Origin of the sequence: Janthinobacterium sp. BJB301 (genome assembly GCF_002735685.1) — a bacterium.
In the GTDB taxonomy this organism is placed as follows: domain Bacteria; phylum Pseudomonadota; class Gammaproteobacteria; order Burkholderiales; family Burkholderiaceae_D; genus Janthinobacterium; species Janthinobacterium lividum.
In genome coordinates this window covers 1,727,513-1,740,310 of record NZ_PDZJ01000001.1, presented here as the reverse complement: position 1 = coordinate 1,740,310, position 12,798 = coordinate 1,727,513, and the positions used below count along the sequence as shown (strand labels likewise).

Annotated in this window: 13 protein-coding genes; 8 read left to right on the top strand and 5 right to left on the bottom strand. The window is 62.3% G+C overall.

From position 1 onward, the window contains the following. Nucleotides 1-3: 3 nt before the first annotated feature. The 4 genes from CSQ91_RS07655 to CSQ91_RS07640 form a co-directional block, all read right to left on the bottom strand. The gene (locus tag CSQ91_RS07655) at nt 4-336 is read right to left on the bottom strand and encodes a type II toxin-antitoxin system RelE/ParE family toxin (protein WP_099387872.1); all 333 of its coding nucleotides are present in this window, start codon (nt 334-336) and stop codon (nt 4-6) included. Between the two features lies 1 nt (nt 337). Next, nucleotides 338-625: a type II toxin-antitoxin system Phd/YefM family antitoxin gene (locus CSQ91_RS07650; protein ID WP_099388606.1), complete on the bottom strand. Its 288-nt coding sequence runs from the start codon at nt 623-625 to the stop codon at nt 338-340. Between the two features lie 71 nt (nt 626-696). Then, nucleotides 697-1,683 carry a sensor domain-containing diguanylate cyclase gene (locus tag CSQ91_RS07645; RefSeq protein ID WP_257217250.1) on the bottom strand — a complete coding sequence of 329 codons (987 nt, stop codon included), beginning with the start codon at nt 1,681-1,683 and terminating at the stop codon, nt 697-699. Between the two features lie 88 nt (nt 1,684-1,771). Beyond that, nucleotides 1,772-2,677: a sensor histidine kinase gene (locus CSQ91_RS07640; protein WP_099387871.1), complete on the bottom strand. Its 906-nt coding sequence runs from the start codon at nt 2,675-2,677 to the stop codon at nt 1,772-1,774. Nucleotides 2,678-2,963: 286 nt separating this feature from the next. Here CSQ91_RS07640 and queE point away from each other — a divergent pair, with 286 nt between their 5' ends. From queE to CSQ91_RS07600, 8 genes are all read left to right on the top strand, one after another. Then, nucleotides 2,964-3,599, top strand: a complete 636-nt coding sequence (gene queE / locus CSQ91_RS07635; protein WP_034785949.1) for a 7-carboxy-7-deazaguanine synthase — start codon at nt 2,964-2,966, stop codon at nt 3,597-3,599. A 9-nt stretch (nt 3,600-3,608) separates the two neighbouring features. Continuing rightward, a complete protein-coding gene (gene queD / locus CSQ91_RS07630; RefSeq protein WP_034785919.1) occupies nt 3,609-4,055 on the top strand; it encodes a 6-carboxytetrahydropterin synthase QueD in 447 nt (148 codons plus the stop codon). Further along, complete coding sequence (gene tadA, locus CSQ91_RS07625; RefSeq protein ID WP_034785918.1) at nt 4,048-4,557, top strand: tRNA adenosine(34) deaminase TadA; 510 nt, start codon at nt 4,048-4,050, stop codon at nt 4,555-4,557. The genes queD and tadA overlap by 8 nt, the downstream gene beginning before the upstream one ends. A 233-nt stretch (nt 4,558-4,790) precedes the next feature. Then, nucleotides 4,791-7,154, top strand: a complete 2,364-nt coding sequence (locus CSQ91_RS07620) for a TonB-dependent hemoglobin/transferrin/lactoferrin family receptor (protein ID WP_070279741.1) — start codon at nt 4,791-4,793, stop codon at nt 7,152-7,154. A 61-nt stretch (nt 7,155-7,215) separates the two neighbouring features. Beyond that, nucleotides 7,216-8,373 carry a hemin-degrading factor gene (locus tag CSQ91_RS07615; protein WP_034785915.1) on the top strand — a complete coding sequence of 386 codons (1,158 nt, stop codon included), beginning with the start codon at nt 7,216-7,218 and terminating at the stop codon, nt 8,371-8,373. Nucleotides 8,374-8,536: 163 nt separating this feature from the next. Beyond that, nucleotides 8,537-9,454 (top strand): alpha/beta fold hydrolase, encoded by a 918-nt coding sequence (locus tag CSQ91_RS07610; protein WP_034785914.1) that lies wholly within the window; start codon nt 8,537-8,539, stop codon nt 9,452-9,454. A gap of 37 nt (nt 9,455-9,491) precedes the next feature. After that, the gene (gene ldcA / locus CSQ91_RS07605; RefSeq protein WP_099387870.1) at nt 9,492-10,409 is read left to right on the top strand and encodes a muramoyltetrapeptide carboxypeptidase; all 918 of its coding nucleotides are present in this window, start codon (nt 9,492-9,494) and stop codon (nt 10,407-10,409) included. A 5-nt stretch (nt 10,410-10,414) separates the two neighbouring features. Continuing rightward, on the top strand, nt 10,415-11,593 hold the full coding sequence (locus CSQ91_RS07600) for a DUF418 domain-containing protein (RefSeq protein ID WP_099387869.1): 1,179 nt from the start codon (nt 10,415-10,417) through the stop codon (nt 11,591-11,593). A 65-nt stretch (nt 11,594-11,658) separates the two neighbouring features. Here CSQ91_RS07600 and CSQ91_RS07595 read toward each other — a convergent pair whose 3' ends face one another. Next, on the bottom strand, nt 11,659-12,783 hold the full coding sequence (locus CSQ91_RS07595; RefSeq protein WP_099387868.1) for an OB-fold protein: 1,125 nt from the start codon (nt 12,781-12,783) through the stop codon (nt 11,659-11,661). Nucleotides 12,784-12,798 lie beyond the last annotated feature (15 nt).

Genomic DNA, 12,798 nt, shown 5'->3' with positions numbered 1-12,798 from the left:
GGGCTAACAGTCGGGCCGCAGTATGCGCGCCGTCAAGTGGGCGAGGAAGTCGCGTTTGGTGGGCAGGAACATGCGGATGTACACGATGCCGTGCGCGCGGTCATGGTGATACACGACGCGGATTTCTTCGCACAGGCGTTGCCGTACATCCATGCCAACTTCGCGGGCGGCTTTGACGGGCGTGCCGCTGTCGGGGAAGGTCTTGAGATCGGCAAATAATTGCCGGAAAGCCGCGATGAACTGGGCATGGGCGGCCGCCGTGTGGCGTGCCTTGAAGTCGCTGCGCAGTTCATTGAAATCGGCTTGCGCGCTTTTCAGCACGACGATGCGCGCCATGTCAGTCCTGATCGAGGCTGGCCAGGAAGTCTTCTTCGGACACCACGTCGCCGCGCGCGATGTCCTGGTTGCCCATGGCGATCAGTTTCATGAATGCATGCTGCTCCTGCATCTGCCGCGCTTGCCGCTTGCCTTCCTGATACGCGTGCATGGACAGCACGACCATCTTCGCTTCGCCATTTTGCGTGATGATGATGGGCTCGTCCTGGCCCGCGTCAAAGCTGTTGACGATCTCGGTGGTATTGGCCTTGAGATAGGAAATCGGCTTGATGCGTTCCTTGAGGTCCATGGTGGCTCCGAATGCGAAAAAAATACGATAGGACCAAATATACACCAAATTTGGTCGTGCTTCCGTGTTGCCTAGGTGAGCGTCGTTTCTGGCAGGCTGATGCGGTTGCGGCCCAGGTGCTTGGCGCGGTACAGGGCGCAGTCGGCCGTGTGGATCAGCTGCCCCAGTTCCGTGCCGGGGCCGGGCAGGGCCGTGGCGGCGCCGATGCTGACGGTGACGCAGGCGCCGTCGGGACGCTTGCGCGGCAGTTGCAGCCGTTCCACGCGCTGGCGGATGCGTTCGGCCACGATGGCCGCGCCCTTGAGCGACTGGTTCGGCAGGATGACGGCAAATTCTTCGCCGCCATAGCGGGCCACCAGATCGTTCGTGCGCATTTCGCTGGCCACGGCGCCGGCCACCTTGCGCAGGCACAGGTCGCCGCCCTGGTGGCCGTGGCTGTCGTTGTATTCCTTGAAATTGTCGACATCGACCATCAGCAGCGACAGGGGCTGGCCTTGCCGCTGGGCGCGCTGCCATTCGGCCAGGATGGTGTCGTCGAAGCAGCGCCGGTTGGCCAGGCCAGTCAGGCCGTCGCGCGTGGCCAGGCGTTCCAGCTCCACATGCGCGCGTTTTTCATCCGTCATGTCGCGCAGGGTTTCGACGACGGCGATCAGTTCGCCGTGATTGCCATAGATGGGGCTGGCATCGACGGCCAGGTAGCGGCGCCGTCCCGTGCGGGGCATGTCGCACCAGTTTTCCGCGCACAGATTGCTGCCCGTGCTGCTGCGGTATTGCTGTTGCGCGTGCAGGGCGCGCATGTCGCCGCCGCGCCCTGCCAGCAGCAGGTCGGCCAGGGTGGGACGCTCGTCGTTGTAGAAGCAGCGGCCCGGTTCGCGCGTGCGCAGCACTTCGGTCGCCGGCACGCCCGTCAGCTGTTCGCAGGCACGGTTCCAGATCATCACCTGGCCATGCACGTCGAGGACAAAGGTGGGCACCACCAGCAATTCCATCATCTTGACGGCGAAACCCTGGGCTGCATCGCAGGGCGATGCGCTGGCATGTGCATGGCTATCCGGCATGTAAGCATCCTTCTCGGGGTGAATGGGGCTGGCTCGCTGGCCATGATGCAGTGTGGAGAGTCGATGGTATTGATATGGAGCAATATTTTCAGCGATGGGCCGTCGCCTTATCGTGGCAGCCTGGCAGCGGCAGCGACACGCGCAAGGTGGTGCCGGCGCCGCTGTGGCTTTCGATGTGCAGGCTGCCGCCGGCGGCGGCCACGCGCTCATGCATGCCGGACAGGCCGCAACCGAGGCGCGGCGGCGAGCCCGACAGCCCGACGCCGTCATCGCTGATGCGGCATGCCAGGGTGGCGCCCGTTTGCTGCAGGCATAGCTGGACATGCGTGGCGCGCGCATGGCGGGCGATGTTCGCCAGCGCTTCCTGCAGCGCGTGGTAGAGCAGGGCGCCATGCGCGCCGCCGGCGGCGGCGTCGAGCCGGTAATCGCAGCTGCAATCGATGCCCGTGGTGCGCTTGAAGTCCGCCAGCAAGCCGTCGCACGCCGCTTGCAGGCCCGCGTCGAGGGCGGGCGGGCGCAGGTCGTGGATGACGCAGCGCAGCGCCGCGATGCTCAGGTCGACATTGCGCGCCATCATGGCCAGTTGCCGTGCCAGCAAGGGCGCCGCGTCATGCGTGCTGGTCTGCAGCATGGCCAGGTCGATTTTCAGGGTCAGCAGGTGCTGGCCCAGGTCGTCGTGGATGTCGCGCCCGATGCGCAGGCGCTCCTGTTCGCGCGCCTTGTTCTGCTCGCCCGCCAGGCGCGCCTGTTCGGTTTCCGCGCGCAGCTGTTCCAGCGCCTGCAGGCGCAGCGCCAGGCGGCGCAGGCGCCACAGCAGCAGCGCCAGCGCACCGAGCAGGACGGCGCAGGCCAGCATCGAAGGGGATGCTGCGTCAGCCTGCAGCATCGGCCCGGCGGCATGGCCGGCGTGCAGGGAAGCGAGTGCAGCGGCCGCCAGACAGGCCAGAATGCTCAGGCGGTACGGCGGACGTATCCAGCGTTGCAGCATGTCCATGCTCCCCAAAAATGTTTTCCATCAGGCAATGCTCTTACAGAAAATATATTAACTTGGGGCTATTTATATTGTCTAAACGCAAAAGCTGCGTCGTTATGCCTGCCTGTGTGGCTTTCTTGCCCCCCGGATGCCGCGGCGGCAGGTGGCAGGCACGGCATTTGCACGGGAAGTGTCGTGGCGGCATATAATAGAGGGTTGTCAATCGGCTTTTGCGGTGACGGCGTAGTGCGCCGGCCTCGATGCGTTCGCCCTGCGCGATGACGCCAGCCAGCTCTTAGGAAATACAGTGACTTATAGCATCAAAGAGATTTTTTACACCCTGCAGGGCGAAGGCGCGCATGCGGGCCGTCCAGCCGTGTTTTGCCGCTTTTCCGGCTGCAATCTGTGGACGGGCCGCGAAAGCGACCGCGCCACGGCCGTGTGCCAGTTCTGCGACACGGATTTCGTCGGCACCGATGGCGAACTGGGCGGCAAGTTCAAGACGCCGCAGGAACTGGCCGCGCTGATCGACAGCCTGTGGCCGGCCAGCTACGCTCCGAGCAAATACGTGGTGTTTACGGGCGGCGAACCGCTGCTGCAACTGGACACGGCGCTGATCGACGCCATGCATGCGGTGGGCTTTACCATCGCCATCGAAACCAACGGCACCTTGCCCGTGCCGGCCGGCGTGGACTGGATCTGCGTCAGCCCGAAGATGGGCTCCACCTTGGTTGTGCACAAGGGTAATGAAATCAAGGTGGTCATTCCCCAGTTCCAGCAAGACCTGGCCGCCTACGAACAACTGGACTTCGAGAACTTCTTCGTGCAAGCGATGGACGGGCCCCTGGCCGCGCACAACATGAAGCTGGCCATCGAGACGTGCAAAAGCAACCCGAAGTGGAAGCTGAGCCTGCAAACCCATAAACTCCTGCAAATACCTTAATCAAATAATATGCTGACTATCACACGCAAGCTCGAATTCGACGCGGGCCACCGCATTCCCGACCACAAAAGCCAGTGCCGCAACCTGCACGGTCACCGCTATACGGTGGAAATCACCCTGGTTGGCCAGGTCATCGAAGCGGAAGGCAATTCCGATAATGGCATGATCATGGATTTTTCCGACGTGAAAACCCTGGCCAAGCAGCACCTGGTCGATGTCTGGGACCATGCCTTCCTCGTGTATGAAAAAGATACGGCCGTGCGCGACTTCCTGGCCAGCCTGCCCGACCATAAAACCGTCGTCATCGACCGCATCCCGACCGTGGAAAACCTGGCGCGCATCGCTTTCGAGATCCTGAAGGCGGCGTTTACCGACCATTTCGGCACGGGCTTGCACCTGCATAAACTGGTGCTGCATGAAACGCCGAATTGCTGGGCAGAAGTGACCGATGACTGAAACGCACGCTAGCGCGCAGGATGCGCGCTATATGCGGCTGGCCCTCGAGCAGGCCCAGCACGCGTGGGACCTGGGCGAAGTGCCCGTCGGCGCCGTCGTCGTCAAGGATGGGGAAGTCATCGCCGTGGGCTACAACCAGCCCATCGGCCGCCACGACCCCACGGCGCATGCGGAAGTGATGGCCCTGCGCGCGGCCGCCGACAAGCTGGGCAACTACCGCTTGCCCGGCTGCGAGCTGTACGTGACCCTGGAGCCGTGCGTGATGTGCTCGGGCGCCATGCTGCATGCGCGCCTGGCGCGCGTCGTGTACGGCGCGGGCGATCCGAAGACGGGCGCCTGCGGTTCCGTGTTGAACCTGTTCGAGCAGCCTGCGTTGAACCACCAGACGGCCATCGAAGGCGGCGTGCTGGCCGACGAGTGCGGCGCTTTCCTCAAGCGCTTCTTTGCCGAGCGCCGCCGCGCGCAGGCGGAAGCGCGCAAGCTGGCCAATCCGCAGGCCTGACGCCAGCCCTGGCAGGGCAGGGCCGCCATCGCCTTGCCCCCATTGCCACCCTTGCCAGCCATTCAGGCTGGCATTTTTTATAACTGTTGCGAAATAACATCTGTCTAGACCATTTCATCATTCTCAAATGAGAATGATTCGTGTTACAGTATTGTTTTCGCCAGCAAACTTCCCTTGCGCATCGTTATCGATCCGGGTTCAAGAGCCAGCCTTTACTCTTAGACCGGATCATCATGACTACTGTGCCTCTGCAGCGCTTCGCTGCGCCCGTTGTATCTTCATCTTGCCTGCCGGCCCGCCGCCACAACCTGGTGCTGCGCGCCGCCTTGCTGGGCCTGTTTGCAGCGCCGCTGCTGCCTGCCGTGGCCCAAACGGCCGCCATCAACGCGGGCACGGCCGCCCAGGAACCGGCCAAGCTGCCTGTCTTCCCGGAAATCGTCGTCAATGCCAAACAGGATTACGAGCGCCGCGCCGGCACCAAGACGGTGATCCGCAGCGACGACCTGGAGCGCCGCAACGTGACGGACATGGCCGGCATCGTGCGCTACCAGCCGCTGATCAGCACGCCAATGGCGGCATCGGGCGCCGGCAGCGTGTGGGATGGTTCGGGCAACACGGGCTACAACATCCGCGGCATGGAAGGCAACCGGGTCAGCCTGGACGTGGATGGCATTTCCCTGCCGGATGCGGCACCGAAGCCGGACGGCACCACCTTGAACGCCTTCGGCACGGGGCGTGACTATTTCGATCCTGAAACTTTCCGCGAGGTGCGCATCGATTCGGGCACGACGGCCGCCAGCGGCGCCAATCCTGGCCTGGGCGGCAGCGTGGCGTTCATCACCAAGTCGCCCGAGGATTACCTGGGCGCAGGCGTGGACCATTATGTGGCGTATAAATACGGCCGTGCCACGGCCGACCGCAGCAATGCGCATACCTTGACGGGTGCCGCCAAGATCGGCGCCAATCTGCAAGGCCTGGCCGTGTATGTGCACCGCGATGGCGAGCAGACGGACAGCCGCGGCAGCGCCCCCGTCAATCCGGACGACTGGCATTCGAACGCCTTGCTGTCCAAGCTGGTGTGGGCCTTGCCGGGCGAACAAAAGCTGGACTTGACGGTCGACATGTTCGAGCGCAAGAACAAGCGCGATCTGCGCAACAAGGTCAGCACGTATTATCCGACGGGCGTGCAGCAGGACTCCACCACCAAGCGCACGCGCGTCAGCCTGGGCCACGATGTGGCGCTGAAGGACTTCGCCCTGTTCGACCGCCTGACGTCGAAGGTGTATCTGCAGAATGCGAAAATCGATGACCAGACGCAAGGCCGCTACACCTTCGGCAGCCCGTCGCAGCGGACCATCGACACCAGCTTCAAGAATGACAGCATCGGCCTGACGTCGGAAGCGTTCAAGCAAGTCAATGCCGACAATGCGCTGCTGTACGGGGTGCAGCTGGAGCAAAGCAAATCGCGCCGTCCATGGGTGGAAGACCGCACCATCATCGCCACGGGCGTACACCAGATCACGCGCAAGAACCGCATGGCCGACATGGACAGCACCAAGCTGGCCCTGTACGTGCGCGACGACCTCAGTTTTAACCTGGGCGGCAAGAAAGCCGTGCTGACGCCGGGCCTGCGCGCCGACTACCGCAAGCTGGAACCGAAAAACCTGCAAAACTATGTGATCGCCGTACCCAATGCCGCCAAGGAAGTGCGCAAGGAAAGCGATACCTATTTCACGCCGAGCCTGAGCCTGTCCGTGGAAGTGCTGCCGCAAATGAATGCCTATGCCACCGTGACGCGCGGCACGCGCCTGCCGACGGCGGCCGAGCGCACGGGCACCTATGATTCCTTCAGCTATACGGGCACGGGCACCGGTTATGCCGTGCTGGGCAATGCGAATCTGCGCAAGGAAACCAGCCAGGCCTACGAGCTGGGCTTGAAGGGCGACATCGTCAAGGGCTTGAGCATGCACGCGTCCGTCTACCAGACGGAATACAAGAACATGATCGAGTATGTGGCGCAGGAAGACGATCCGGTCAATTTCCCCACCATCGTGCAGGGTCTGTTCCGTCCGGAAAACATCGGCGATGCCCGCACCTGGGGCGGCGAGCTGAGCTTGCGCGCGGAGCTGGGTGCCTGGTCGCCTGCCATGCAGGGCTACCGCGTCGACCTGGCCACGGGCGTGGCCAAGGGCCGCTCCTTCAATACCCAGACGGGCCAGAGCGGCGGCCTGGCTTCGGTGGCGCCGCCCAAGACGGCGCTGACCTTCGGCTACGACCATGCGAACCAGCTGTTCGGCCTGGAGCTGACGGCCTTGCATGCCGGCGAGAAACAGGCGCCGAACGACCTGTTGATGGGCACGACCGCGCCGCGTTTCAAGGTGCCGTCGTACACCATCTTCGACCTGTCGACCTACTGGAACGTGCACAAGAACGCCAAGATCATCGTCGGCGTGTACAACTTGACGGACCGCAAGTACTGGGATTACGCCGCTGCGCGCAGCCTGTCCGCCGGCACCACGGTGGCCAGCCGCGCGGAGATCGAGCGCTACGCCAAACCGGGCCGCAACGTCGCCGCCAGCCTCAGCATCAACTATTGATTTTTACCGGGGAGGGGTGCTTGCCCCTCTTTTTTTCCATGTTTGATTGAATGGTCTCTCTATGAAGTTATCCAAACTCGTTCTATCCCTGCTAGGCAGCCTGCTGATCGCAAACGCATACGCGGCCCCAGCCACTTTGGCGGAACGCTGGTCCACCTTGCGCACGGAGCAGCCGAAGCTGCAGATCCGTGACGCGGCGCGCGCGCTGGGCGTGTCCGAAGCGCAATTGCTGGCAACCAACATCGGCAAGGGCGTCACGCGCCTGCAGGCCGACGGCAACCAGCCGCGCGAAATCATGCGCGCCGCGCTGGACCTGGGCATCGTGCAAGCCATCACGCGCAATGAAAATGGCGTGATCGAAACGACGGGCGTCGCCAGCAAATTCAAGCAGGCGGGCGACAAGTCGGAACAGGCCGACGCCAAGCAGGATCCGGAAACGGAAGCGCGCCAGCGCAATATCGCCGGCGGCTACCTGGGCGGCCAGATCGACCTGCGTTTCCACTTTGAAAACTGGAAATACGCATTTGCCGTGGAACAGGCGGGCCGCGATGGCAAGCCGACGCGCAGCCTGCAGTTTTTTGACGCCAACGGCACGGCCGTGCACAAGATATACCTGCGCAACGAGCCGGGCGTGGCTGTCTACGACAAGCTGGTGGCGACGTTCCGCCTGCCGCAGCAAAGCGCGGAGCTGAACGTGCTGGCCGTGGCGCCGAAAGCGGCGGAAAAGCCGGATGCCGAGATCGATGTCAAGGAATTCCAGCTGGCCTGGAAAGACATGACGGACGTGCACCAGTTTGCGCAAATCATGCGTGAATTCCACCTGTCGCGCGAACAGGCCCTGCGCCTGGCGCCGGCCGGCGTGGTCGAGCGCGTGACGCCCGAAGCACTGCGTACCCTGCTGGAAAACGCGGCAAAGGACAAGGTCGCCATCATGGTATTCCTGGGCAACGAAGGCTTGACGCAGATCTACAGCGGCAAGATCGAGAAAACCATGGCCGCCGGCGGCTTCTTCAACGTGCTGGACCCGGACTTCAACCTGCACATCCGCGACACGGCCCTGCGCAGCGGCTGGGTCGTCAAGCGCGGCGGCGTCACCTCCGTCGAGTTCTTCGACAAGGAAGGCACGCAAGTGGTCTCCTTCTTCGGCGTGCGCGAACGGGGCAAACCGCAGCCACAAAGCTGGGTCGACCTGGCCGATTCCTTGCCTAAAGCCAAGTAAGCAGCACCGTTGATTCGTCACCGTTGCCGCGCGCCGTACCGGCGCGGCAACACTTCAGCTGAGTGCCGCGTGCCGGTCTCATGTCTGAAGCACAATAGTGGTATGCTGATTACAAGGCCGCAGCGATCGTGCCTGCGTGCTGGTTCCTGGAAGAGAGGCAATCATGGCAACCATCATGGCGAACGGCCTGAACATAGCTTATGAGAGCCACGGCGACCCCAACGATCCGTGCGTGCTGCTGGTCATGGGCCTGGGCATGCAATTGATTGCCTGGCCGGCGGACTTCGTCGAAGGCATCGTCGAGCAAGGGTTTCGCGTCTTGCGTTTCGACAACCGCGACAGCGGCCTGTCGAGCAAGATGGCGCTGGCGGGCAAACCCTATCTGCCGCTGGCCTATGTGAAAAACCTGGTCGGCTGGCCCCTGAAAACTTCCTACACCCTCAATGACATGGCGGAAGATGCGCTGGGCTTGCTGGCGGCCCTGCGCATTGCCCAGGCGCATGTGATCGGCGTGTCGATGGGCGGCATGATCGCGCAAGTGATGGCGGCGCGCGCGCCGCAGCAGGTGCTCAGTTTGACGTCCATCATGTCGAGCAGCGGCCGGCGCGGCTTGCCCGGCCCCACGCGGGCCGCGCGCAACGCTCTATTGCAACGCCCGAAACGCAACGCCAGCCGTGCCGAACTGATGGCGCACATGGCCGCCACCGTGCGCGTCATCGGCAGTCCCGCCTATCCCGTCTCGGAAAAACTGCTGTACCAGCGCATCGAAGCGGCGCTGCAGCGTGGCAGTTGCCCGGAAGGCGTGGCGCGGCAAATGGTGGCCATCGCCGCCTCGGGCGAACGCACGGCATTGCTGCCGAGCATCAGTTGCCCGTCGCTGGTGATCCATGGCGCGGCCGACCCCCTGATCCCCGTCGCCTGCGGCATCGATACGGCGGCGCTGATCCCGGGCGCCCGGCTGGAAGTCATCGAAGGCATGGGGCACGACATGCCGCCCCAGCTGATCGAGCGCCTGCTCGCCTTGATCGATGTGCATCTGCAAGGTAAGATGGCGCCCCAGATGCGCTCCCAGCCAGCTTGAGCCAGGCGCGCCCACCACTTGACTAGCCGGGCATATTTTGAAGACACCTGAGATTGGCATCGCCATCGTCGCGCCGGGCGGTTATGCGCCCGACGAGGCGGCCTTGGCACGCGGTATCGGCCGCTTGCAGGCGCAAGGCGCCACCGTCCACAATTACTACGATCACGAACATAGATTCCAGCGCTTCGGCGGCACGGATGCGGGCCGCCTGGCGCAGCTCCATGCCGCCGCTGCCGACCCTGCCGTGCAGGTGGTGATCGCCTTGCGCGGCAGTTACGGCATCAGCCGCATCCTGTCCGACATCGATTTCGGCCTCATGGCGGACAGCGGCAAGCTGTTTGTCGGCTACAGCGATTTTACGGCCTTCCACATGGGCTTGATGGCCAAGACGGGCCGCGCCAGCTTTGCCGGTCCCATGATCTGCGACGATTTCATCCGCGACGAGCCCGAGCAATTTACGCTCGATCAGCTGTGGTCGTGCCTGGCCGGCCCCACGCACACGGTCACGGGCACGGCAACGGGCAATCCGCAGGTCGAGCTGAAAGGCAAGCTGTGGGGCGGCAACCTGGCCATGCTCGTGCATCTGCTCGGTACCCCATATTTTCCGGAAATCGACGGCGGCATCCTGTTCCTGGAAGACGTCAACGAACACCCGTACCGGGTAGAACGCATGCTGCTGCAACTGCTGCACGCGGGCGTGATTGGCCGCCAGCAAGCCGTGGTGCTCGGCGATTTTTCCGCGTATAAACTCAGTCCCATGGATAACGGCTACGATTTCGACGCCATGCTGGCCTATGTGCGCCAGCGCCTGCCCGTGCCCGTGCTGACGGGGCTCGAGTTTGGCCACATCCGCCGCCGGGTCACCTTGCCGTTCGGCAGCCAGGCGAGCCTGCAATCGGATGCGTCCGGCTTCAGCCTGCGGGTGACCGATTACCCCACCCTGGCGCGCCCCTGAACTCCATGTCCGCCAGGCCCGGCAGGTTGCTGCAGCTCGATGTGCTGCGCGGCCTTGCCGTGTTCGGCATCTTGCTGGTGAATATATGGGGCTTTGCCTGGGGCACGATTTCCTTGCGCTACGGCACCTTGCCGGCGCAGCCGCCCGTGCTGGACCAGCTCGTCATTTTCGGCGTGGCGGCGCTGGCGCAATTCAAGTTCTATCCCATCTTCGCGTTTCTGTTTGGCGCCGGCTTTGCCTTGCAGACACGTTCCTTGCAACGCCAGCTGGGTAGCTGGGAGCAGGCGCGAGCGGCTTATCGGCGCCGGCTGCGCTGGCTGCTGGCCTTCGGTCTGCTGCACGGTTTCCTCATCTGGAGTGGCGACGTGCTGACCTCGTATGCCGTCGCCGGCATGCTGATCCTGCCCCTGGCATCAGCCAGGCTCAGCCGCGTGCGCAACCGCGCCTGGCTGGTGGCGGCCGGCTTTTTGCTGTTCATGTGCCTGCTCATTCCCTTGGGCCAGCAGGGCGGCGCACCGGACATCGCGCGCGACCTGCACAGTTTTGCGCAGCGTTACGCCATCTACACGCAAGGCGGTGCGTGGGCAGTCGCCAAGCTGCGTGCCAACGATTTCCTCGTCTCCTTGCTGTACGCCGCCGTCATGCTGCCGCATATCATCGTGTTGTTCCTGCTGGGCATCTTGTCCGTGCGTTGTGGCTGGCTGACGCAGCCGCAGCGCCACCAGCGCCTGTGGCGTCGGGTGCTTGCCGTGGGACTGGGCGTGGGCTTGCCGTTCAACCTGCTGGCGGCGGGCGCTGTCGCGTGGCAAGTAGCCGATCCGTATCAAACCGTGTTTGACACGGCCCTGTTCGAAGTGGGCCTGTTTGCCGGCGGCCCCGTGCTGGCGGCCGGCTATGTGGCCGCGCTGATGCTGACCGGTCCTTTCATGCTGCGCTGGCTGGGTGCATGGCTGGCGCCCGTGGGCCGCATGGCGCTGAGCAATTATCTGCTGCAATCCTTGATCGGCACCTGGCTGCTGCAGGGGCCGGGCCTGGGCTGGGGTGCGACACTGCGTCCGGCCGAGATGCTGGGCCTGGCGGTAGTCATCATGGCGGGGCAGGTGCTGCTGAGCCGTTACTGGCTGCGGCATTTTCGCCAGGGGCCGATGGAAACGCTATGGCGGCGCCTGGCGCGGCTGGATTGAACTATATTGCGCCGAAGGGCGGGACAGCGAGGGCGCCCGCGGAAGACGGCAGGCATGGCCTGAACTTATCGGACAACGCGGCAGTCATCCAGCGAAACACCGGGCAATGTCCGTGGCGTAAAGATGCCCTGAACGGTTATCATGTCGCCCTTTGAAATGCGTGCTGCATCGTCCAATGCATCCTTGCTCTGGACGTTACACGCGACAATATGTTGCCAGCCCTGGTCATTGATATCTTTCTGTATGATACCCTCGAGAGTAACTGAGGCGCGGTCATCATGTCCATTGATGCTCTGGACGCGTCCCTTGATCTGCAGGGTTTTGTTGGAATAGGTGCGCAGGAATGCAAATGAATTGGCGATGTATTTTGTCGCTGCATCTTTCGCCGTCATGACCGCAAAAGCTTTCGAGTCAGCTACGGGTCCTTTCGGCCAAAACACGTTTTCCAATGCAGAAATGGAATTCTGATTGGCCGTCGCATTTAATTTAAGCAGGGTAATCGCGTATTTCGCGTGCCGCAGTGTATTTTCGGTAACCATATCGGCTTGATTCGCATTGAGCGCAGAAATCGTCAGCAATTGACCGACATCATTTTTTGCTTGCGAAATGGATGCTCCGACTCCGCGCAGGGAACACGCTGCTACGTTGGCCGCACGTATTTGCGCCAATATCGAGACTTGGTGGAAGTTTTCCGTTTTTTGGGCAATAAGCATCTTGCCATCATCATCCAGCAAATAACGGCATGTGCCGGACGAAGCGCGGCTATCTGCGCCATGTTCATTGGCAATGCTCTGCAATACGTCATCAGACTTCATGTCGCTCGGGCTTTCTGCGCGCTTTGCGGGCGCAGCGCCGGGACCGTCAGCAATTTTCTGTAAAGCCCCCAGGAAATTTGAAATGGGGTTTGAATCGGATTCTATTGCGCTGGCAAATGGAGTGGAGAAAATCAAGGCAAGGCTCAAGGTACTGATTACGGTATTATTTCTCACAGAATAACCTTTTGATACCAATATTTTGGTGAAATGATGGGAATTGGCAGTTGCATAGTTGCCAAACATTTCCACATGGTAACTAAAAATAGTTGAATATACAAGGCGGCTGTATCTCTGAGAACTGGCAGTTATTTTTTTACGGTAATTGGTAATCAGTAAATTGAAGGTGCCCGGCGAAATGAATGTGGCGTCATCCATTGCAGAAAGGGGCAA